Source organism: Pseudoalteromonas sp. R86517 (genome assembly GCF_042466295.1).
In the GTDB taxonomy this organism is placed as follows: domain Bacteria; phylum Pseudomonadota; class Gammaproteobacteria; order Enterobacterales; family Alteromonadaceae; genus Pseudoalteromonas; species Pseudoalteromonas atlantica.
Genome location: NZ_JAXHCB010000001.1, coordinates 2,835,861 through 2,859,404, shown reverse-complemented (window position 1 = coordinate 2,859,404; position 23,544 = coordinate 2,835,861). Strand labels below are relative to the sequence as shown.

Below are 23,544 nucleotides of genomic sequence, written 5' to 3'. Positions count from 1 at the left end.
TATGGCTGTACCGCCTAAAATTGAAGGGCGATTTATAGAGCTACAAGACACGTACACTTCACCCATATGGACAAAAATAAATTTTCAGCAGCAATACATAACCCCTCCTGCGGTATTTATGTTGTCCACTAATCAAGGCGGTAACCCCGCTATAGTGAGAATACGCAATGTAACAACCACAGGGTTTGAAGCATTGCCACTTGAGCCATCAGGAGAAGATGGCGAGCATATAACCATGGGCGCGCACTATTTAGCGGTAGAATATGGAGTGCATGAATTTCCTGATGGGACCATTATGGAAGTGGGGAACACCGACTTACGCCTTGAGCTACAATACGGTGATAAGTCGGGGTTTGCACCTATCACACCTAAAGGTTACAAATCACTGACTTTTAATAAACCGTTTGCGGTAAGGCCTAACTTTTTTCATTCGTTACAAACACTAAATAGTTTAGATAGTAACCCGCCGTCTCAAGCGCTTGTGCCTTTTTTAACCATTGCAGTGCAAAGTGATTCCTTATCTACAAGCGGGGTAAATATAGCGTTAGAGGCCTCAGAAACCGCATTAGGTGTTATTCAAACTGAAACGGTGGCCTACATGGCTGTAGAGCCTGGCAGTAATCGCACCTTTACCGATGACAATGGGGTAGAAGTGTCCTGGGAGACCTTTTTTACAGGATTCGAAGTTGATGGTTGGAATGATGGATGTAACTACTTTAATTTTAACAATAACTTTAGTGAAGCACCGCTGGTGGTGGCAAGTAAAAATTCCCGACTTGAAGAAGACGGTGGGTGGCTGCGCAGCTGTAATTTAAGAGCGGATCGGTTAGGGCTGGTGGTTGATGAAGACCGTGATGGCGACAGGGAGCGTAACCACGTAAAAGAAGAAGCCTCTATATTAGCTATGACCAGTACGTTTGTATTTAATGGCGATATTTTAGATTGCGATACTTTATTTCCTGGCGCTATTTCTACCTACAATGATGGACAAGTGCAGCTTGTTCAAGGTGTGGAAATAACCGATAGCAATGCACAATTTATTACCACCACTAATTTAATATCAACGGCACTCACCAACCCGCCTTTGTGTAATGGCCAAGGCTGTGTGGCCACTGGGTATAACTCCCTTGAGCCAAATCAAGCTGCGCAAGTACCCACGGTCACAAACGATGGAAGCTCTACCGGTGATGTGCCTGTATCGTTAGCTGGTGATTATTTTTATGACGAACTAGCACTTAACTTATTGGAAGATGAGTACAAGGTAACAGCGCCCACCCGTATCTTTTTAAAAGATACATCGTCGCTAATTTCTAGCGCATTTTTGAACATAGGCAAAACGAATATTGCGGTTGAGGAAGGGGCGTATTTAGCTATATATGTCGATGGGGATGTTGCCATTGCGGCCGATGCAAATATTGCTGCATACATTGTCGCAACAGGGGAGGTAAGAATTGCTCAAAATGTCACATACCAGGGCTCTATAACCGCTGCAACACAAGTAATAACCGAGGGCAGTTCTACGTTTGATGCGTTAACAGTGCCAGAGAGCATTCCTGGATTTTGCGGTATTTTTACGCCGGTTTTGCTTGATCACTACCGCATATCATTAAGTGATAACCAAGGCTTAACCTGTCAAGCAAAAGAAATGACATTAACCGCCTGTGCAAACGATGCATGTGATTTACTGTATGATGAGCCCTCCGCACTTGACATGTCTCCAGATAACAGTGGCCAACAAAGCTGGGTAAGCGGTGAAAATATTACCTTTACAGGCTCTGCCACCGTAGCGCTTGCAAAGCGTACCACAGGGACCGTCACACTTGGCTATAATACCGCCGACCCATCTGCACCGCTGCGTTGTTATATTAATGGTAGTAACGTAGGGCTGGGCGGGTGCAAAGTGGTTTTTTCTGATGCAGGGTTTATTTTTAATAACGACACAGCCAATACAGCGAGTATCCCCACTCAATTATCTGGTAAACCCTCTAGCGAGGGTTTTAATGCCGCCGAGCTATCCATTCAAGCGGTTAAAACAAATACTACAACAGGCGTATGCGAAGCCGTATTCCCTGCAGGTGGTCAAGTTGATTTAGATTTAGCTTATAGCTGCAGTGCCGGCGCTACGTGTTCAGATCCAATACAACTTAGTAATAATGCGAATACGTATAGCGTGCAGCAAGCATATCAAACTTTTTCGCTCACCTTTGATCAAGACTCAAAAGCCCCTATTGCTATTAACTACCCCGATGCCGCTAAATTAAGTTTAAATGCACGGGCAACAATTGTATTAGACCCAGTAACTAATTTATCAGTAAGCTTAACCGGCAGTTCTAACGAATATGTAGTTAAGCCCTTTGGATTAGCGATGCAAGTTGCAAGTGACGGCTATGCCCAAACAGCAAACGATAGTTTATTTAGATTAACGGGTGAGTCATTTGATTTAAAAATGAATGCAGTACAGTGGCGCGCAGGGCAAGACAATAACAACGATGGGATACCTGATAACTATAGCGCTATTCATAGTAATCCCATTGCCAAACACTTCATTAGCGAGTCTCCTTTAGTAACACATAGCTTAGTATTACCCAGCTCTGGTAATGAGGGGCAAATTGAAGCGCTAAGTACCCTTGCCTTTACTGATACAGGAAGCTTAAGTGAATCCATATCGCAGTACGCTTATGACCAAGTGGGTATTATAAACGTATTTGCGGGTTTACAAGATGGCGATTATTTTGGTGTGGGCGATGTAAAAGGGCAGCTAAACAACGTAGGGCGATTTGCTCCATCGCACTATCAAGTATTAGGTGTTCAAGCTGCTGCGCAATGTACACAGTTAGGTAGTAATTTAACCTATTTAGATCAGCCCTTTGAGCTTGGTTTTACGGTGCAAGCGCTTAATCATAACAACCAGCTAATGGCTAATTACAAACAAGGCTTTGAAAAAGCCCAAGTACAAATAAATGCCGAAAACAATCAAGCTGGTAATTATGTACCAGCAACCACGCTAACCAGCAGGTTAGCCAATATAAGCAGCAATAGTTGGAACACCCTAGCCGATGGACAATGGCAAATGAGCGACAGCACTGCCATGTTAACGCGCTTGGCTATAAATAATCCCGACGGCCCATTTACTATGGTTAATCTTATGGCCACCGTCACTAACACAGAAGGCGCTATGTTAATTGATGCTAACGATGAGCCGAGTACGCAAGCGAGCTGCAGCACTGATTGCAATAGTGTGCGTTTAAACGATGTGCCAATAGACTTTCGCTTTGGACGCTTAGTGCTAGGCAACAATGCCGGCTCAGATTTAGACTCATTACGTGTGCCTATGCAGGCTCAGTACTTTAATGGAACAGGCTTTGTATTAAATACCGAAGATAACTGCAGTGTATTTGAGCATCCGCAGTTATCCCAAATATCGCCATCAACGCCAATATTAAGCTATGAGTATGGTGCAGGTGCAGCGGGTTCATTAGAAGCAGGCAGCTACCCTACAAACAATGCTATTTATGCAACACCAAATGGCAGTGGTACATTTACATTAGAATACGAAACAGAAAATTGGTTAAAGTGGGATTGGCTTGGTGATAATTCACAGCAAGATCCCCATGCTATTTTGCAATTTGGTCGCTTTAGAGGAAATGATCGGGTTATTTACTGGCGTGAAACAAGAGAATAGTTGTAAACTAAGATAATAATTGAACAAAGCTTGTGTTTTGTGCTTCAAGTACATAGCATAAGGCATTGGGTGTAATGATTTTTGATGGTTGAAAAATGTTCAGCTTTCAAAAGTGAGTACACTCTAATAAACAATAATAACGACCAAATAATTGCCGCTTTTTGGGACTGGAATATATGCGAATTGCTCCTTTATCTCTGTTAATTTCCGCTAGTTTGTTAGCTAGTAGTGCATTTGCACAAGACACAGCAACAGTAACCGGAATTGAATCAGAGATTAGTATTAAACAAACAGAATACGATAACTCGACACAAATACTTGAAAAACACTTAAAAGAAGAAAGTCAGTTACAAAACCAACTTGAACTACTTCGTTCTCGCTCTACAGAGCTTGATAAAGAGAAAAACCAAGCACTTGATGCGATGAACGAAATGTATCGCCGCTTAATTGACGATCCTACGCTTGATATTAGTGCTGCCCAATCGCGCTATCAAAAAGCCGTGGTTGATCATAAGCAAAATAAAGACGACATCTCAATGCAGTTGGCGGCAATTGCATCTCATCGTAAAGATATAGAGCAAATTCGTGTTGCAAAACATACGCTTTTAAACACCTTAGAAAGCTTAAAAGAGCAATTAACTACAGCCCGAGTAGAGCGTTTACGTAATGAGTTTACCCGTGAAGGTACACTGGAAGTAAACCACACAATTAACTGTAAGCGTACCGAAACGCTCGCAGCTTGTGAGCAACGCGGCCAGCAAATGGGTTTACAAAAAGCCACTAAGCGCTTTGTTGATCAAATATTTGCTAATTTAACAGAAGAGCGAATTGTTGAACCAAAACGCAACATGGCAGGCGCACAAGTACAAATTTTAAGTAGCCATGTAGTTAACAGTGCATTTAGTGGACAAGGCAATTACAACGTTAACTTAAGCGTAACCATGCGCGGCGAAGTAAACAGCAGCCGCCTATGTAACTTATTAAACGTAGATAACCGTTATTGTTCTGAATATGGCTCGCCACTCGCGACAGCGTATCAGCCTGGTTACGGTACAACCTACTCTGATAGTCAGTTAACATTCAGCAACGCCGCGGATAATACCGACACTGTGTCTGTATCGCGAATGAACAATCAGCCAGTGCGCGATTATTCAGTGAAAGCTGCACCTACAAAAAAAAACTATCCATCAATTATAAATAAAGAGAAAAATCAGCAAGTTGAGCTGACTTTACGTTCAAATGTTTACGATGATGAAGTGTTTATTGATGGGGTGAGCTTTGGCTCTACGCGTTTAGTTACGCGTTTACCGCGTGGTGTGCATAACGTAGAAATACGTAAATTAGGTTATAAGCCTTACAAAGTAAGAGTTGATTTAACTAAAGCACAGACTATTCATGCTAACTTAGTAAAAAAGTCTGAGTCGATTGCTGCACCGGCTTACACTCGCGAGCAACCAAAACCTGTAAGTCGTACAGCAAGCACTAATCGCTCTGCTGATGTACAAAATAATGTTGTAGTTGTGCCCGCCGGTAAATTTAAGATGGGCGATATTAACGGCAATGGTTTAGCAAATGAACGCCCGGTTATTGAAAAAGTGATAGCCAGCTCATTTGCTATGCAAACCAAAGAGGTTACCGTAGGTGCCTACGAAGCGTTTGTAGCAAGTACTGGGTATAAAACACAAGCAGAGCAAAGCAAAGGGTGTGCTTATTATTTAAATGGCGAACCCGTATGGGAAGCTAATTTAAACTGGCGTAACCCAGGTTTTGAGCAAAGCAGCGATTTTCCTGCTGTGTGTTTAACATTTAACGACGCGAAAGCGTACGCCGAATGGCTCTCTGGCGAAACCGGCCAGCAGTACCGTTTACCTAATGAAGTTGAATGGGAATACGCCGCTCGCGCAGGTACAGAAACAGAATACCCTTGGGGTAACGAAATAGGTAAAAATTTAGCTAACTGTGGTTGGTGTGGTAGCGAATGGTCAAACAAACGTGCAGCACCGGTGGGTTCTTTTTCTCCTAACGCATTTGGATTATACGACACCGTAGGCAATGTGTGGGAATGGACAGCTAAAGAGTCAGGCGAATCTGATGTTGCAGTAAGAGGCGGGGCGTGGAACTTTGCACCAAGCCTTGCACGTGCTTCAACACGATTAATTTTAGCGCCAGATTTTAGATCTAACTACATTGGCTTTCGCTTAGTCCGCGAACGATAGCATTTAACCAAGGAAGCCTAGCTTCCTTTTTTCACAAATTAACAAAGGTAGTTGCGCTTTATATTGCTCATCTAATTAGGCATGTTAAAGTGAGTGCAGCTAACATAAGAACGTATTTCAAAGGTCATCCAGCCTCATGTTTAAAAAACTCCGTGGTATTTTTTCAAACGATCTATCGATCGACTTGGGTACAGCCAATACCCTTATCTATGTAAAAGAAGAAGGTATTGTACTTAACGAACCTTCAGTTGTAGCTATTCGTCAAGAACGCGCTGGTGGACCTAAAAGCGTTGCTTCTGTGGGTACGGAAGCAAAACAAATGCTAGGGCGTACACCGGGTAATATTAAAGCGATTCGCCCAATGAAAGATGGCGTAATAGCCGACTTTTATGTAACCGAAAAAATGTTACAACACTTTATAAAACAAGTGCACAACAATAACTTTATGCGCCCAAGCCCGCGTGTACTTATTTGTGTACCGTGTGGTGCAACCCAAGTAGAAAAGCGTGCAATCCGCGAATCAGCAATGGGTGCCGGCGCGCGCGAAGTGTACCTAATTGAAGAGCCAATGGCCGCAGCAATTGGTGCTGGGCTACCAGTATCAGAAGCAACTGGTTCTATGGTTGTTGATATTGGTGGTGGTACTACCGAAGTTGCTATTATTTCACTAAACGGTGTTGTTTACTCATCGTCTGTGCGTATCGGTGGCGATAAATTTGATGAAGCCATTATTAATTATGTACGTCGTAACTTTGGTAGCCTAATTGGTGAAGCAACGGCTGAAAATATTAAACATCAAATTGGCTCTGCTTTTAAAACTGACGAACCAATTGAAATTGAAGTACGCGGTCGTAACTTAGCCGAAGGTGTTCCTCGCTCATTTACACTTAACTCGCACGAAATTTTAGAAGCACTCCAAGAGCCGCTAATGGGCATTGTAAGTGCCGTAATGGTTGCACTTGAGCAGTCTCCACCTGAGCTTGCATCAGACATTTCAGCTCACGGTATGGTTCTGACTGGCGGTGGTGCACTATTAAAAGATTTAGATCGTTTATTAATGGAAGAAACAGGCATTCCTGTGGTTGTTGCCGATGATCCACTTACGTGTGTAGCACGTGGCGGCGGTAAAGCACTTGAAATGATTGATGTTCATGGTGGTGACGTTTTTAGTTACGATTAATGAAATTACTGTTTGGACAAACCATCTCTTTGCAACTGCGACTTTTTGTCGCAGTGCTTTTGAGCATAGTGCTCATTGCGGGCGATAAGTTTACACAAGGCGGCACGGTTGTACGTACAAGCCTCAATACACTTGTCAGCCCATTAATTTACGTTGCCAACCTACCTTACGAAATATTTAGCTTAGGTGCTAAAAGCCTGCATACCCGCGATCAGTTACTGAGTGAAAACGAAGCGCTGAAAAAAAAGCAAATGCTACAAAGCGAGCAATTGCAGCAATACCAATTTTTAGCCCGCGAAAACCAAAAGCTACGTGCTTTACTTGGCTCATCGGCTAAGCAATCTAATCGTAAAAAAATAGCCCAAGTACTTTCTGTACATTCAAACCCTTATAGTCATCAAGTGGTTATTAACCGCGGTACCACCGACGGCCTAAGCGAAGGCCAAGCGGTAATTGATGAAATGGGGGTTGTTGGTCAATTAACGAAAGTAGGCTCTACCACGTCGCGCGTGTTACTAATGACAGACACAACTCATGCTACGCCGGTACGTATACTACGAAACGACGTACGCACGGTAGTTGAAGGCATAGGTAAAATTAACGTTGTTAAGCTTTCGCATGTACCTCATAGCCTTGATGTTCGCATTGGTGATGTACTCGTGACCTCGGGGCTTGGCGGTACGTTTCCTGAAGGTTACCCGGTGGCTGTTGTCACCGAAATAAACCGCGATGAAGGACGCCCATTTGCTCAAGTATTTGCAGAGCCTATTGCACAGCTAGACCGTATTCGTTTGTTGGTTATTTTATGGCGCAATCAACAGGAGCAAATCAGCGATGATTAATCGTTATTCATTGTTAATTGCCCTAAGCATCTTTTTTGCTTTAATTATGGCATTAATGCCACTGCCTTTTTCGTTTGAGCCCTTCAGACCTGATTGGGTGTTACTGGTATTAATGTACTGGTCGCTGGCAGTGCCGCATAGATTAAATATTGGTACCGCGTGGGTTGTTGGCCTACTCATGGACTTAGCCTTAGGCTCGCCATTAGGGGTTAACTCACTCACGTATTCTATTTGTATATTTGTGACCGCAAGTAACTTTCAAAAAATACGTAACTTTTCGCTTTGGCAGCAAAGCTTATTAGTGGGCTTATTTTTAACCTTGTATCACCTAATGCAATTTTGGTTAAATCACTTTTTATTAGGTGTTTATTTTAATCCACAATACCTGTGGCCAGTGGCGACCGGTATGGTCAGCTGGTTTTGGGTCTTTTTACTTCTTCGCAAATACCGTAGACATTTTAGGATCAGGTAATGACAACCGCAGTATATTTGGCATCAGCCTCCCCGCGACGTAAAGAGTTGTTGAGTCAGTTAGGCATTGAGTTTGAACAATTTAGTGTAGATGCAGACGAAACCCCACTTGCAAACGAGCAGCCTCATGCATTGGTTGAGCGCTTAGCTCGCTTAAAAGCGCAAACAGGCGTAGCGATTGGTTACACAGACCGCCCAGTGCTTGGTAGTGATACTGTGGTTGTTATTGATAACGAATCGTTGGGTAAACCACGCGATAAAAACGATTTCATAACAACACTTAAACGTTTATCTGGTAATACACATCAAGTACTTACTGCCGTTGCTTTTGCTACACAAACAGATGTACTAAGTTGTGTGGTGAGTACCGATGTGACCTTTAAAACCCTCAGCGATGAAGAAATAAATAGCTATTGGGAGTCAAACGAGCCACAAGATAAAGCCGGTGGTTATGGCATTCAAGGCTTAGGTGGTCGCTTTGTTACACACATTGCGGGTAGCTATTTTGCTGTTGTAGGCTTACCTTTATACGAGACCGAACAATTATTACAAGCATTCCTAAGAAGGTAACATGAGTACAGAATTACTAATAAATGTCACGCCAAGTGAAAGCCGTGTTGCCCTAATCGAAAACGGTGTTTTACAAGAAATTCAACTAGAGCGTATAGGCAACCTAGGTATTGTAGGTAACATTTACTTAGGAAAAATAAGCCGCGTACTGCCAGGCATGCAAGCTGCTTTTGTTGATATAGGCCTAGAAAAAGCCGCTTTTTTGCATGCATCAGACATAGTCAATAGCGCCTCAATAGTTGAGGGCGTAGACGACGAGCCAATAAAAAAAGTACAAGACATACGTGAGCTAGTACGCCAAGGCCAATACATTATGGTGCAAGTGGTTAAAGACCCACTAGGCACTAAAGGAGCAAGGCTTACTACCGATATCACTATTCCTTCTCGCTATTTAGTGTTTATGCCAGACGCTACGCATGTAGGTGTCAGTCAGCGTATAGAAACCGAAGAAGAGCGTGCGCGACTTAAAAAAATAGTGGCAGAATACGGCGACGATAATGGCAGTTTTATTGTTCGTACAGCGGCAGAGGGGGCCAGTGAAGCGGAGCTAAGACACGATGCTGAATTTTTACGAAAACTGTGGCAAAAAATTGTATCACGTCGTAAAAAAACCAATAAAGCCAGTATATTACACGAAGACTTAACGCTTGCATTTAGAACCCTGCGCGACTACGTAGGTGAAGATATGGAGCGCATTAGGGTTGACTCTAAGCTAACCTATCAAGAGCTAAAGCTGTTTACTGAAGAGTTTGTGCCTTTGCTTTCGCAAGCGCTTGAGTATTACCCAGGTGAGCGCCCAATTTTTGACTTATTTGACGTTGAAACCGAAATTCAAAAAGCACTGCATCGTAAAGTCACGCTTAAGTCGGGCGGCTATTTAATTATTGACCAAACCGAAGCGATGACCACAGTTGATGTGAATACAGGTGCATTTGTAGGGCATCGTAATTTAGAAGAAACCATTTTTAATACCAATGTGGAAGCCACATCAGCCATTGCTAGGCAGCTACGCCTGCGTAACTTAGGCGGTATTATTATTATCGATTTTATCGATATGATCAGCGAAGATCATAAACGCAGAGTATTACATTCTCTAGAGTCAGCACTATCTAAAGACCGTGCAAAAGCCAACATAAATGGCTTAAGCGCATTAGGCTTAGTAGAAATGACCCGTAAGCGCACCCGCGAAAGCCTTGAGCATATTTTGTGTGATGTATGTCCGGCTTGCTCTGGACGTGGCTCACAAAAAACAGTCGAAACCGTATGTTATGAAATACTGCGTGAAATAGTGCGCGTTAATCGTGCTTACGATGCCGATAAATTCATGGTGTATGCGGCGCCCGCAGTAAGTGAAGCCTTACTCAATGATGAGTATCATAACCTTGCCGAACTTGAACTATTTATTGGTAAGCAGGTCAATATTCAAACAGAGAGCCTATACAGCCAAGAGCAGTTTGATGTGGTAATGATGTAATGAAAACGAAAGCGGTCTGTTTTTTTTGTTTTAGAAAGTTATGGCAAACCTGCGCCATAATTTTAGTATTACTGGCCGTGATTGTTTCTATTTTAAAGTACACCCTACCTTATGCAAACGACTACAAAGGCGATATAGAAACCTACCTGCACGATAAATTTGCCATTAGTCTTTCTATAGGCGCAATCTCTGCCAGTTGGCATGGCGCCGGCCCTGCCTTGGTATTAGAAGAGCTCTCTTTTAAGGATAACGAAACTGCGCCTATATCGCTTACTATTGCCAAAACAAGCTTAGAGCTTAACCTATGGGAGAGCATTAAAGCCTTTCAGTTAAAGTCTAATTACTTTGTTATTAATGGCTTTCATACCAGTGTAAATATTCAAAATTTATTTAATAACACCAATAACGATGATGTCTCGTTTGAACAAAAAGAGCTAATTGAAGAGCTGTTTTTAGGAGAGACAGGGCATTTTGCTATTGAAAATTCGAGTATTAATTTTATTTTAGAAGACGGTAGAGAGCGCAAACTATTACTCGAAAACATAGTATGGCAAAACCAAGATGAACAGCATTTAGGAAGCGGCAGCCTCGCCTTGCCCGGCATTAGTGTGGGTAGCTTTGACGCTCGTATCGCACTTAGTGGCAAAACTATAGAGCAAATTGCGGGTGATATTTACGTACAAGCAAATAGCGTAGATGTGTCTAATTGGTTGGCGCAATATATTAATACTGAAAAACAACAGCTTTACACAGACATAAACTTAAAGTCTTGGCTTAAGCTCGAAAATGGTTTTATCAGCGATGTAAAAATGCAGTGGTTACCTAGCTTTGTGCACTGGCAAAACAACCAACAAGCTAAACAAGTAAGCTTAAGCGAAGGAGGATTTCATTTATTTCCTGAGGCAAACGCTTGGCACTTAAAAAGCACGGGCCTAACATTTAGTAATAACGACACAACCTGGCCAAGTCTAGAATTTGAGGCAAACTTAGGTAAGCAAAATAAAGTGTGGCTGCAGCAGGTTGATCTTTCTTTACTGAGTAACTTGGCGTCGTTAACTAATTTTGAAGCATTACAGCCACTTTTAAACCGCAAACCAAGTGGTTTTATCGATCAAGCCTACCTAGAACTTAATCCAGATGAGCAATGGCAGTTATGGTTTTCAGCTAATAATATTGGCTGGCAAGAAGTGTCTGGTATTCCTGCAGCGCAGGCGCTTAGAGTCTCGGGGCTTATAAATCAGCAGCGCGGGCGAGTGCAGCTATTTGGCGAAAATGGGACTTTAATAACCGGCGACAGCTTCAGTAAAAATATTGATTACAACCAAATTAATATCGATCTGGATTTAGCAAAAACAGATAATTACTGGAATGTAAGCAGTAATAATATTTGGTTTGATAATAACGAAGTTACCTTAGCGGCTGAGCTAAATGTAAGCCTTAGCGACGATCCTCGCTTAGATCTATACGCAGAAGCCTATGCAGAGGATGCCACAGTAGCTGGGCACTACTTTCCGTTAAAGGCAATGAGCCCTCAACTTGTAAGCTACTTAAATGGCGCAATAAAAGGGGGCGAAGTGGCTAAGGCGCAAGTATTATTTGCGGGCCCGCTTTCAGGTTTTCCTTTCACCGATGGCAGCGGCCAATTTGATGTACTCGCGCAAATAGATAATGCAACATACGCGTTTGACCCCAATTGGCCGGCAGTAACTAACGCCAATGTGCAGTTGCACTTTGCCAACGAGCGAATGGATATTTATAGCCAGCAAGGCCAGCTAGTTAATTTAGAAGTAGGCGATAGCGTGCAAGTGAGTATTGCCGATTTAATGCACGCTGATGAACTCATTGTACAAATAGATAAACGCGCGCAAATGGAAAAACTGCATGACTTTTTTGCAGCCACGCCCATTGCAAACCCACTGGCCAATATTTTTGAAGTGGTGCAAGGTAAAGGTCAAGCCGATGCAAGCGTAACTCTTTTAATTGGCTCTAAATTTAAAGGTGGAGCCAGTGTAAGCGGCAAAGTAAAACTAAACGATTTGCCTGTTTATATTGCGGCCCCAGGCATTACGCTTGAAAAACTAAGCGGCGAGCTCAACTTTGAAAACGATACAATTAGCATGCAAAACGCCAGCGCTACATGGTTGGGTATGCCGCTTAGCATTAACTATAATAGTGCAAGCGAAGCACAGCAGTACACCGCTAATATTGATATAACGGCGTTACTAAATGCAGATACACTAACAACCCAGGCGCAAGGTGTACTGAAAGGGTACCTGAGTGGGCAAAGTGAAGTTGATGTAGGCCTTACACTTAATTTTACCGAGCAAGGCTTTAATTACCGCGCTCAGGTAAGCTCAGAGCTGCGAGGGTTAACGAGCATGCTACCAGCGCCCTATGGCAAAACAAGTGAACAGGTTTGGCCGTTTACGGGCATAGTGCAAGGCGATGATATTTCAAATCTTATTACGGCTAATGCTAATCAGCAGCTATATTTTAATGCGATTTTAGAAAACGGTCAGCCGCAATTTAGTAATATGCATATTGTACTTGGTGAGCAAGATTTAGGGCTAAATCAAAAAGATTTAAGCGTTAATATTAACCTTGAACAAACGCAACTAGAAGCATGGTTTGAATTAATAGACCAAATAATTAAAGCCGCTCAAGCTAAGCCAAACCAGCAGTCTGAGGGTATTATGCCGCCATTAAATGAAGTGGTTGCGCATATTGACAAGGTTAATGCTAGCGACATTATTTTTAACGATTTTGAAATGCGCTTAGCGCCCCAGCAAAACGACTTATATTTAAAAATTAATGCCAAAGAGCTGCGTGCTGACGTGTTTATTCCCAGCTCTCAGCCAAGCCAGCCGATACGTATAAGTAGCGATTACTTAAGACTTAACTTTGCACCTAAAGTAGAAGAAGATCTTGAGATCACCGATGTACTGCCAGAGCAAAACCTAGCGTGGCTTAACACAGTACCTGCCATTGAATTTGAATGTGCAGATTGTAAAGTGGCAAGTTATCAGCTTGATAAAGTGAGCGCTTCGCTGGTCGGTGAAGGCGACAAGCTCACTATTTCTGAGCTTGTGGTTGATAAGGGCGACCATATTTTACGTACCAAAGGGCAATGGCAAGGTGGCTTTACGCAATTTAATGGTGAACTTAAAAGTGACGATATAGGCGCGCTATTTGATGAATTTGATATCACCACCGCAATAAAAGACTCAAAAGCCGATATTAACTACAACCTTGCTTGGCAAGGCGCCCCGTATGACTTTGATATACCAAGTTTGGGCGGTGAAGTTAAGTGGGATTTAGGCGAAGGCCACATTGCTGAAATAAGTGATGGTGGGGCACGTGTGTTTTCGTTACTTAGCCTTGACTCGCTAGTGCGTAAATTAAAACTCGATTTTAGAGATGTATTTTCAAAAGGCTTTTTTTACAACAGCTTAAAAGGCTCTATGCAGCTAGATAAAGGTATAGCCTACACAAAAGATACCAAAATGGATGGCGTGCCAGCCGATTTAACGATTAACGGCTATGCTAATTTAAACACCCTTGAAATAGATTACGATTTAGCAGTGGCACCACAAGTAACATCTAGTATTCCGGTTATTGTGGCTTGGATGGTTAATCCCGTCACAGGGCTTGCCGCTTTAGCGCTTGATAAGGTTATTCACTCAGCAAGGGTGATCTCCGAAATTAACTTTAAAGTAACCGGCAAAATGAATGACCCTGTGGTACAAGAGCTTGAGCGTAAAAGTAAGGAAGTTACCTTACCGCAAGCTGCGCAAAATCAGCCGCAAGCGGCCAGCACACTCACACTTAAAGATGCCGCGGTAACAGCAACACAATGAGTATGCTAAACGCCAATATAATTGCTTTGCAAATGTGCTCAGGCACCAACCCCGACGACAACATGGCAACCCTTGGCGAGGCGTTAAATAAACTCCCCGCAGCCAGGCCTATGCTTGTGTGTTTACCCGAGGCGTTTTTAGTATTTAGTAAAAGTGGCCATGATACGCTAGCGGTTGCTAAACGTATTACACACTATAAACAGCAATTAAGTGCATTGTGTAAAAAGCATAATATTTGGCTAAATGCGGGCACCATCCCTGAGCCACACAAAAATAATAAATACTTTGCGGCCTCGCACTTATTTAATAGCCAAGGTGAATGCGTAGCCACGTACAATAAAATGCATTTATTTGATGTTGATGTGGCCGATAAAACCGCCAGCTATCGAGAGTCAGACTTTACTCAGGCTGGCGATGATGTGGTGGTTGTTGCTACACCGTTTGGTAAAATTGGCTTAACAATATGTTATGATTTGCGCTTTAGCGGATTATTTAGCGCACTTACGCGCCAAGGGGCTGAAATAATTTTAGTGCCCAGTGCTTTTACAGTCCCTACTGGGCAGGCACATTGGCAGCCCTTATTAAAAGCACGCGCAATAGAAACGCAATGTTACGTTATTGCAGCGGCGCAGTATGGAACGCATCAAAATGGCCGCCAAACATACGGACACAGTATTATTATTTCACCGTGGGGCGAGCAAATAGCAACGCTTGAAAGTGGGGTAGGGTTTATAAGCGGTTACGCCGACCTAAACCAGTTAAATAAAATTAGAAGAGATATGCCCGTGCAATCTCATCAACGATTTAGAGAGCATTTATTATGAATTCGGTTGAACAGCATTTATTACACGACAGCCAGCTAAATCGAGAAGAACTCGAAAAAACGCTTGGGCATATTCATCAGCATAAAGTGGATTACGCCGATTTATACTTTCAATCAAGCCATCATGAGTCATGGGTGCTTGAAGACGGCTTAGTAAAAGAAGGCTCTTACAATGTTGAGCGCGGAGTAGGTGTTCGTGCCGTTAGTGGTGAAAAAACAGGGTTTTCTTACTCTGATGCCATTAACCTTGAAGCGTTAAACAAAGCCGCAACGGCAGCTCGTAGCATTGCCGATGCAGGCGAAGATAAAACCATTAAAGTATTTAGCGATGTGAAAGCAAAAGAGCAATTTGCCCCGCATCAGCCAATTTCAAGCATGAGTGACAGCGATAAAGTGAGTTTATTGCGTGAGCTTGAAAACTACATACGCGAACTCGCCCCTGATGCTGAACAAGTAATTAGTTCAATGTCGGCTGTATACGAAGAGGTCTTAATTGCTGCCAGCGATGGCACGTTTGCTACCGATATACGCCCGCTTATTCGTTTAAACTGCTCCGTTTTACTTGAAAAAAATGGCCGCCGTGAACGCGGTGGTGCAGGGGGCGGCGCACGCTTAGATTATGGTTACTTTAAAGAACTAGTTGAAGGCAAGCCACGTTGGATGGGCTTTGCCGAAGAAGCTGTACGCCAAGCTAAAGTAAACTTAGAGGCAATTGATGCACCAGCTGGCACAATGGAAGTTGTGTTAGGCAATGGCTGGCCTGGCGTGCTTTTACACGAAGCGGTAGGCCATGGCCTTGAAGGCGACTTTAACCGTAAAGGAGCTTCGGCATTTAGCGGTAAAGTGGGGCAAAAAGTAGCGTCTGAGCTGTGTACAGTAGTTGATGATGGCACCATGGCCGATCGTCGCGGTTCACTTAACGTTGACGATGAAGGCACACCTGCAGCTTATAACGTACTTATCGAAAACGGTATTTTAAAAGGTTACATGCAAGATAAGCTCAATGCGCGTTTAATGGGTGTAAACCCAACGGGTAATGCACGTCGTGAGTCGTATGCGCATTTACCTATGCCGCGTATGACCAACACCTACATGTTAGGGGGCGAGCATAGCCAAGCCGATATTATAAGCTCAGTTAAAAAAGGGGTATTTGCACCAAACTTTGGTGGCGGCCAAGTAGATATTACTTCAGGTAAGTTTGTATTTAGCGCATCAGAGGCGTATTTAATTGAAAACGGTAAAATTACCCAGCCAATTAAAGGTGCAACACTGATTGGCAATGGCCCAGAGGTGATGCAGCATATTTCTATGGTAGGCAACGATTTAGCCCTTGATAAAGGCGTAGGTGTCTGCGGTAAAGATGGCCAAAGCGTTCCTGTAGGGGTAGGTCAACCAAGCCTTAAAATAGACCAACTTACAGTAGGTGGCACCGCATAAAACAATAAAGCGCGAAGCAATTCGCGCTCTATAGGTTACCAATGCGAGGTTTACGCCTCGCTTTGCTCTTCTTTGTTCTTCTTCGCCTGTTCGTACCACAAAGCCATAAAACACTCAGTTAATTTATGCTCTATTTCAAGTGCTTTGTTGGTTGGGCAAAATAGCGTAAAGCTTGCTTTAAACTCACCAAGCTCCGTAGTACCAAAGTGAATAACCGGTGCCGGACCTGAAATTTTTGCATCGAGTTTACGCTCTATCATCGAATTATAACGTGTTGCTACATCGTGAAACTCTTCGCAGTACAGCTTTGCCTGATTGACTAACTCGTCATGAATAACATAAGGGTTAAAGCTCTCTCTGCGTACAATAGTAAAATGATGAGTAACAAAGCGCTTTACATAATTAAGGTTTTTAATTGAGCTGGTGATCAGCTTATTATTTGGTATATAAATTGTTTTGCGCGAAAACTGATAAGTGTGCATGTCTATTTCATGCATGGTGGTTTTTACCCAGTCTGTTTCGGCTACTTCGCCAAAATAGTCACCTACTTGTATCCAATCACCTACTCTAAACGGGCGGGTGGTAACTAGGTAAAAAAAGCCACTAACGCATTGTATAAACTCGCGAGTTGCAAGCACTATAGCCACTGCAAACGCAGCAATAGACAGCGCAAAATTTTGTATTTCGGTCGACCACACAAATAGCAGCGACAACACCATAACAAAATTAATAAAGTGCTTAATGTTATGAGTGATGTAACGAATGTCTTTTTCTTTTTTTTCTGCGCGGTTTCTTGCTAGTTTATCAACCAGTACTTTAAGCACAAATGCAATGGCAAGCACGAGCACAGAAACTAAAAAAGGGTGCATGAGTATGTCTTTAATCATAACTTCCAAATACGAGTAGCAATAGGCACGCTAAGTATATTGAGTAATCAAACCAATTAGCAAATTTAAGCTACATAAAATCACTTATACCAATTGTATTAAGTTATGAGCCATTTATAGCAATAGCTGAATAGCGTTATAACCCTGTTAGCGCTTTATCTTGTACGCTAGAATGGCTAATACTTAATTAAACCGGTATTACTTAGCAGCTAGGCTGTTTGCTCTGTAATAGAGACCTGCGTGTGTTTAGCGTGTTTTTGGCAAAACAATACAAGCTCAATGGCAGCGATAAAAATAAGCGTGTAACCTAGGGTTTCTATGCCTTCCTCAATAATATTTTTAACGACCCGAACGTATTGTTCTCCCATAACTGAGTGCCAAAACTCGCCCTTGCCCATCATTCTCGAGAAAGCGAGTAAGGTCACTAAGCCAGATAGGCAAATACCATAGCTCGGTGTTTGCGAATAGGCTTTTAACGAGCTGTAAATAAAGCCTCGTTGGGCTTTTAAGTAAAGTAGTACGCTCCCTAACAGCGTATATACAATTGCTTGCCATGCGCCATCAAATACATACATATCTAGGTAGGTGTCAAATTCTCTAACAAACATAGCAGCCGACAAAGCAGCCAGTAACAGCGCGGCTATTTTAAGATCAGAGTGAATACGTGAGGCGTAGAAAAACAGCATACAACTTAAAAACGTTAAAATATCTTGCATGTGTTCGGTTAGTGTTTCTTCACTGTAAAGTGCATTTTGCTGTAAATCAAAACCTTCAAGCTGAATTAAAAAAGCCACACCTGCTAAGCATAATAAGTAAATAAAAGATCGCAGTAAAAACATATAAAAGCTCAAATAGAAAACAATGCGCGGCAGTTTAATGATAAAAATGGCTAAAAGCCAAAACATTATAGAAACTTTTTATATATTTATCGGTCTAAGTTTTTTGCTGTTAAATTAATGGGTTATGTTTTTATTTTATGTATTTATGATGTGTTTTTTGTAATAAGTTGAGTTAATTAGTTGTGCTGTATAGGGTTAAATGCGTTAAGCATAAAAAAACCCTTACTAAAACATAGTAAGGGCTTTTAACGTTATAAGCAGAATTTGCTTAGCGCATCGTCACAAACTCTTCTGAGCCTGTAGGGTGCAGAGCAACAACGGCATCAAAATCAGCTTTAGTTGCGCCCATTTTCATAGCAACAGCAAAGCCTTGAATCATTTCATCAACGGCAAAACCAATGCCGTGTAAGCCAACTACTTTTTCTTCAGGGCCTACGCATACAAGCTTCATTGCACACGGTTGGCGGTGTTGTGTAACGGCTGTGTACATAGCGGCAAAGCCCGATTTGTACACTTTTACATTTTCTTCGCCGTGGCGAGCAATGGCTTCTTGCTCGGTTTCACCAATAGTACCAATAGGTGGGTGGCTAAATACCACGGTAGGTACAAGGCTGTAATCCATTTTTAAATCATCAGGTAGGTCTTTATTAAATAAACGCTCTGATAGGGTACGGCCGGCTTTAACAGCGACAGGCGTAAGTTCTATACCGTGCTCAATAATATCGCCCACAGCATAAATACCAGGTACGTTTGTATTTTGATATTCATCTACTTTTACATAACCAGAGCTATTTAGTTCAACCCCTGCTGCTGCAATGTTAATTACATCGGTGCTTGGCTCGCGGCCAATAGCCCAAATTACTTGGTCAACGTTTTGGCTGTAACCATTTTCAAAATGAATGGTTAAGCTACCATCGCTTTCTTTAACAATTTCTTTAGGCGAGCATTCGGTATGCAGTGTTGGGCCTTCTTTTTTCATGATCTCTACCAGGGTTTCAACCAGTAGCGTATCAAAATTACGAAGCGGCGCGTGTCTGCGTACAAATAAATGAGTTTCTGTGCCTAAACCATGCAGTACACCGGCAAGTTCTACAGCAATGTAGCCTGCGCCAATTACCGCTACTCGCTTTGGCTGCTCTGTTAATTCAAAAAAGCCATTTGAGTCTATACCGTACTCAGCACCTGGAATATTAGGAGTATGCGGACGTCCACCTACTGCAATCAAAATATGATCAGCCGTGTAATGCTCGCCGTTTACTTCTACGGTTTTGCTATCAACAAATTTAGCAAAACCATTAATTACGGTTACGCCATTGTTCGCTAAACCGTTGTCGTATCCTTTGTGAATGCGACCAATGTACGCTTCGCGGCTCTCAACGAGTTTGCTCCAGTTAAAGTCTTTTACTTCTACGTTAAAGCCGTAATCAGGTGCATATAAGTTAATTGCTTCAGCAACTTGTGCGCCATGCCACATTACTTTTTTAGGCACACAGCCTACATTAACACAGGTGCCGCCCATGTGTTTTGCTTCGATAAGCGCTACTTTAGCGCCACGCATTGCCGCACGGTTAGCAGAGGCAATACCGCCACTACCACCACCAATCGCAATGTAATCAAAATGCTGAGCCATGTTTTATCCTCAAAAAATATATTTAACTATAATGTGCCGATGATAGCATATGCTAAGTGCAAGTCACCCAGCGCGGCGCGCTAAAAAGCTGATAAATACAACAAACGAAATTGTTTATTATGCCGATCAGTTTCATCCTAAGCTATATTAGACCCATTAATGGAGGCTTGTATTTCACCGTTTTGCCCCAACTTCAAATTCATAGTCAATTAAATTGAGAAAATTCATGAGCGAAGCACAAACAAATCCACTCATTGGCCTAGAAGGCTTACCCCCGTTTTCAAAAATAAAGCCAGAGTACGTAGTACCGGCACTAAAGCACGGTATAGAGCAATGTCGTAAAGCCATAGATGACGTGTTAGCGAAAGGCTCGTTTACATGGAACGATTTAGTATTACCCCTTGAAGAAGCCGACGATAAACTCTCGCGTATGTTTTCACCGGTATCGCACCTTAATTCAGTCATGAATAACGACGAGCTGCGTGAAGCCTACGAGCAATGTTTACCACTTATATCTGAGTACTCAACATTTGTCGGGCAGCATCAAGGCTTGTACGAAGCGTATAATGCGCTTTATAACAGCGATGAATTTAAAACACTCAGCACTGCGCAGCAAAAAACCATCACCAACGCCCTACGTGATTTTAAACTTTCAGGCATTGCATTATCAGCAGAAGATCAAAAGCGCTACGGCGAAATTAGCACGCGTTTATCTGAACTTGCCTCTAAATTTGGCAACAACGTAATGGATGCAACGCTTGCATGGCATAAACACATTACCGATGAAAGCCAATTGGCAGGCTTGCCAGAGTCGGCATTAGCGCTTGCTAGCGAAACAGCTAAAAGCAAAGGTTTAGACGGCTGGGTATTTACGCTTGATTTTCCGTCTTACTTACCGGTAATGACCTATGCAGATGACCGCGAGCTGCGCAAAGAAACCTACACGGCATTTTGTACGCGCGCTTCAGATCAAGGCCCTAATGCGGGTGAGTTTGATAACTCAGCCATTATGAAAGAAGAGCTTGCACTACGCCATGAGCTATCGCAGCTATTAGGGTTTAATAACTACGCTGAAAAATCATTAGCAACTAAAATGGCCGAGTCGCCAGCGCAAGTTTTCTCCTTTTTAGAAGATTTAGCCGCTAAGTCTAAGCCTCAAGCAGAGCAAGAAGTGGCAGAGCTAAAAGCCTATGCTGAGCAACACCATGGTATTGCTGAGCTTCAAGCATGGGATTTTGGTTACTACAGCGAAAAGCTCAAGCAAGAAAAATACGCAATTTCAGATGAAGTGCTGCGCCCTTATTTCCCCGCAGATAAAGTACTTAGCGGTTTATTTGAAACCGTTAACCGCCTTTTTGGTATTAAGGTAAAAGAAGTAAGCGACTTTGATAGCTACCACAGCGATGTTCGCTTTTTTGAAATTTTTGATAGCAGTAACACATTGCGTGGTCGTTTTTATCTTGATTTATATGCACGCGAGCGCAAACGTGGCGGCGCGTGGATGGATGACTGTATGGGGCGTAAAGTGCGCGCCAGCGGCGAATTACAAACACCCGTGGCATACTTAGTGTGTAACTTTAATAAAGCGGTAGGCGACAAACCGGCGCTATTTACACATGACGAAGTAACCACGCTTTTCCACGAATTTGGCCATGGTATACACCACATGCTTACCCAAGTTGATGCTGCTCCTGTTGCTGGTATTAACGGCGTTGCATGGGATGCCGTAGAGCTACCAAGCCAATTTTTAGAAAACTGGTGTTACGATGAAGAAGCGCTGAGCTTTATTTCAGGCCACTTTGAAAGTGGTGAGCCATTACCAAAAGAGCTACTTGATAAGCTACTGGCTGCTAAAAACTATAATTCTGGCATGCAAATGCTGCGTCAGATTGAGTTTTCGTTGTTCGATTTTAGAATCCACCACGACTACCAGGCAAACCAAGAGTGCCAAATTCAAGCGATTTTAAACGACGTGCGTAGCCGCACGTCGGTGGTCAACCCGCCTGAGTTTAATCGTTTTCAACATGGCTTTAGTCATATTTTTGCAGGTGGCTACAGCGCCGGTTACTACTCGTACAAATGGGCTGAGGTACTCTCTGCCGATGCATTTTCTAAATTTGAAGAAGACGGTATTTTTAACGCCGAAACAGGTAAAGCCTTCTTAGAAAATATTTTAGAAAAAGGCGGCAGTGAAGAACCTATGGAGTTATTTAAAAAGTTCCGAGGTCGCGAGCCAAATGTTGATGCGCTACTGCGTCACAGTGGTATAGCTGCATAAACAACTACTTAACCTTATAAAGCGCCTACATGGCGCTTTTTTTTATGTTTTTTAATATATTGGCCAATTGTTTTTAGTAATTTTAACCTCCCGTACTATGCTTTGTGTATACGCAGCAAAATGGACTAGGGCATGGCAAAGTTGGTACTAACGATTGATGACGATTTATATGTTCATCGAATTATTGAAGAGGCTTTAGCGGGCTTTTGTAAGCTTATTCACGCTAAAGATGGCGAACAAGGACTTAAGCTAGCCAAAAAGCACACGCCCGACATAATTTTACTTGATATAGAAATGCCCGGTAAATCCGGTTACCAAGTATGCCAAGCACTAAAAGAAGATGAGTCAACACACGATATACCCGTTATGTTTTTGTCCTCTAAGGTGGAGCTTAACGATAGAGTAAAAGGCTACAGCGTAGGCGCATCTGACTACATCATAAAACCCTTCAACACCGAAGAGCTAATGGCACGCATTAAAGTGCTTTATGAGTACCGGCAGCAATGTGAAAGGCTAAAATTTGATGTAGCTAAAGCGCAAGATACCGCCGCAATGGCCTTGGCGGAGTCTGGGGATATGGGGCGTATTGTTAGGTTTGTGGGGCAAAGCTATCACTCTCATAACTTTCAGTCATTAAGCGAGCACTTGCTTGCCTTTTTTAGCCCGTTTAATTTAGACGTGGTTATTGTGTTTTGGTATCAAGGGGGGAGCTATTTTTATAGTTTAGAAAGTGGTGTATGTCCGCTTGAGCAGGAGCTTTTAGAGCAGCACCGTAATGCCAATCGGTTTGTTGATATTGGTAGCAGCACCATTATTAACTACCCCAAAATATCTTTATTAATTAAAAATATGCCGGCTGATAATCGTGCTTTATACGGCCGTTATAAAGACTTATTCCCGCACATACTCGAAGTGACAAACGAAAAGGTCGTTGCTATGGAAAGAAACGAAAATAGCTTTGAACAAGCCACCCAAATTAGCACTGCTTTGCAAGATATAGTAAAGCAGCTTACCAGCCAAAATGTTGTACAAAACGACTACACAAGGCAGTTTATAGAGCAGCTTCATGAACTCAACTGTGCAATTAAGCAAACGCAAGCACACGCCAATCCTGCTGATTTAACTTTATACATGTCGCAATTAGACGAAACTATGCAGCTGCTAGTAACCGCAAATAGTGATTTAGCGTTTATAAAGTACCAGCTTAAACAAGTGACCGAGAGCCGCAACGAATTATTGTGCAACTTACGCTCTAAAGTAGAGGAGGCCAGCTCACATAGTCTTGCGCATCAAAGCGATATAGAGCTATTTTAGTGCTTTAACGCTTGTTATACTGCAGCTGAAATTTTTCGTCGGAG

Annotated in this window: 15 protein-coding genes; 12 read left to right on the top strand and 3 right to left on the bottom strand. The window is 42.6% G+C overall.

Going from position 1 to position 23,544, the window contains the following annotated elements; genetic code table 11:
• The first annotated feature begins 1 nt into the window (after position 1).
• From SJY38_RS12975 to tldD, 10 genes are all read left to right on the top strand, one after another.
• Positions 2 to 3,682 (top strand): DUF6701 domain-containing protein, encoded by a 3,681-nt coding sequence (locus SJY38_RS12975; protein ID WP_377109940.1) that lies wholly within the window; start codon positions 2 to 4, stop codon positions 3,680 to 3,682.
• A gap of 176 nt (positions 3,683 to 3,858) precedes the next feature.
• Positions 3,859 to 5,898: a formylglycine-generating enzyme family protein gene (locus SJY38_RS12970; protein ID WP_004585755.1), complete on the top strand. Its 2,040-nt coding sequence runs from the start codon at positions 3,859 to 3,861 to the stop codon at positions 5,896 to 5,898.
• A 136-nt stretch (positions 5,899 to 6,034) separates the two neighbouring features.
• Positions 6,035 to 7,078, top strand: a complete 1,044-nt coding sequence (locus tag SJY38_RS12965) for a rod shape-determining protein (protein ID WP_002958401.1) — start codon at positions 6,035 to 6,037, stop codon at positions 7,076 to 7,078.
• Positions 7,078 to 7,920 (top strand): rod shape-determining protein MreC, encoded by an 843-nt coding sequence (mreC, locus tag SJY38_RS12960; protein WP_024032490.1) that lies wholly within the window; start codon positions 7,078 to 7,080, stop codon positions 7,918 to 7,920. The genes SJY38_RS12965 and mreC overlap by 1 nt, the downstream gene beginning before the upstream one ends.
• Complete coding sequence (gene mreD / locus SJY38_RS12955; protein ID WP_004585757.1) at positions 7,913 to 8,392, top strand: rod shape-determining protein MreD; 480 nt, start codon at positions 7,913 to 7,915, stop codon at positions 8,390 to 8,392. Before mreC ends, mreD begins: the two co-directional genes overlap by 8 nt.
• A complete protein-coding gene (locus tag SJY38_RS12950) occupies positions 8,392 to 8,961 on the top strand; it encodes a Maf family protein (RefSeq protein WP_377109939.1) in 570 nt (189 codons plus the stop codon). The genes mreD and SJY38_RS12950 overlap by 1 nt, the downstream gene beginning before the upstream one ends.
• Position 8,962: 1 nt before the next feature.
• Positions 8,963 to 10,435 (top strand): ribonuclease G, encoded by a 1,473-nt coding sequence (gene rng / locus SJY38_RS12945; protein WP_004585759.1) that lies wholly within the window; start codon positions 8,963 to 8,965, stop codon positions 10,433 to 10,435.
• Positions 10,435 to 14,292, top strand: coding sequence for a YhdP family protein (locus tag SJY38_RS12940; RefSeq protein WP_377109938.1), 3,858 nt, complete (start codon positions 10,435 to 10,437; stop codon positions 14,290 to 14,292). Before rng ends, SJY38_RS12940 begins: the two co-directional genes overlap by 1 nt.
• Entirely contained in the window at positions 14,289 to 15,116 is an 828-nt protein-coding gene (locus SJY38_RS12935; RefSeq protein WP_286741714.1) for a carbon-nitrogen hydrolase family protein, read from the top strand. Before SJY38_RS12940 ends, SJY38_RS12935 begins: the two co-directional genes overlap by 4 nt.
• The gene (gene tldD / locus SJY38_RS12930) at positions 15,113 to 16,552 is read left to right on the top strand and encodes a metalloprotease TldD (protein WP_286741715.1); all 1,440 of its coding nucleotides are present in this window, start codon (positions 15,113 to 15,115) and stop codon (positions 16,550 to 16,552) included. The genes SJY38_RS12935 and tldD overlap by 4 nt, the downstream gene beginning before the upstream one ends.
• Before the next feature lie 50 nt (positions 16,553 to 16,602).
• Here the strand turns inward: tldD and SJY38_RS12925 are convergent, their stop codons facing one another.
• The 3 genes from SJY38_RS12925 to gorA form a co-directional block, all read right to left on the bottom strand.
• On the bottom strand, positions 16,603 to 17,439 hold the full coding sequence (locus tag SJY38_RS12925; RefSeq protein ID WP_377109937.1) for a mechanosensitive ion channel family protein: 837 nt from the start codon (positions 17,437 to 17,439) through the stop codon (positions 16,603 to 16,605).
• 209 nt (positions 17,440 to 17,648) lie between these two features.
• Positions 17,649 to 18,233 carry a hypothetical protein gene (locus tag SJY38_RS12920; RefSeq protein ID WP_286741716.1) on the bottom strand — a complete coding sequence of 195 codons (585 nt, stop codon included), beginning with the start codon at positions 18,231 to 18,233 and terminating at the stop codon, positions 17,649 to 17,651.
• Between the two features lie 313 nt (positions 18,234 to 18,546).
• The gene (gorA, locus tag SJY38_RS12915) at positions 18,547 to 19,908 is read right to left on the bottom strand and encodes a glutathione-disulfide reductase (RefSeq protein ID WP_055254577.1); all 1,362 of its coding nucleotides are present in this window, start codon (positions 19,906 to 19,908) and stop codon (positions 18,547 to 18,549) included.
• Between the two features lie 226 nt (positions 19,909 to 20,134).
• Here gorA and prlC point away from each other — a divergent pair, with 226 nt between their 5' ends.
• Positions 20,135 to 22,186 carry an oligopeptidase A gene (gene prlC / locus SJY38_RS12910; RefSeq protein ID WP_377109935.1) on the top strand — a complete coding sequence of 684 codons (2,052 nt, stop codon included), beginning with the start codon at positions 20,135 to 20,137 and terminating at the stop codon, positions 22,184 to 22,186.
• A 132-nt stretch (positions 22,187 to 22,318) separates the two neighbouring features.
• Entirely contained in the window at positions 22,319 to 23,500 is a 1,182-nt protein-coding gene (locus SJY38_RS12905; RefSeq protein WP_377109934.1) for a PleD family two-component system response regulator, read from the top strand.
• Positions 23,501 to 23,544: the final 44 nt, after the last annotated feature.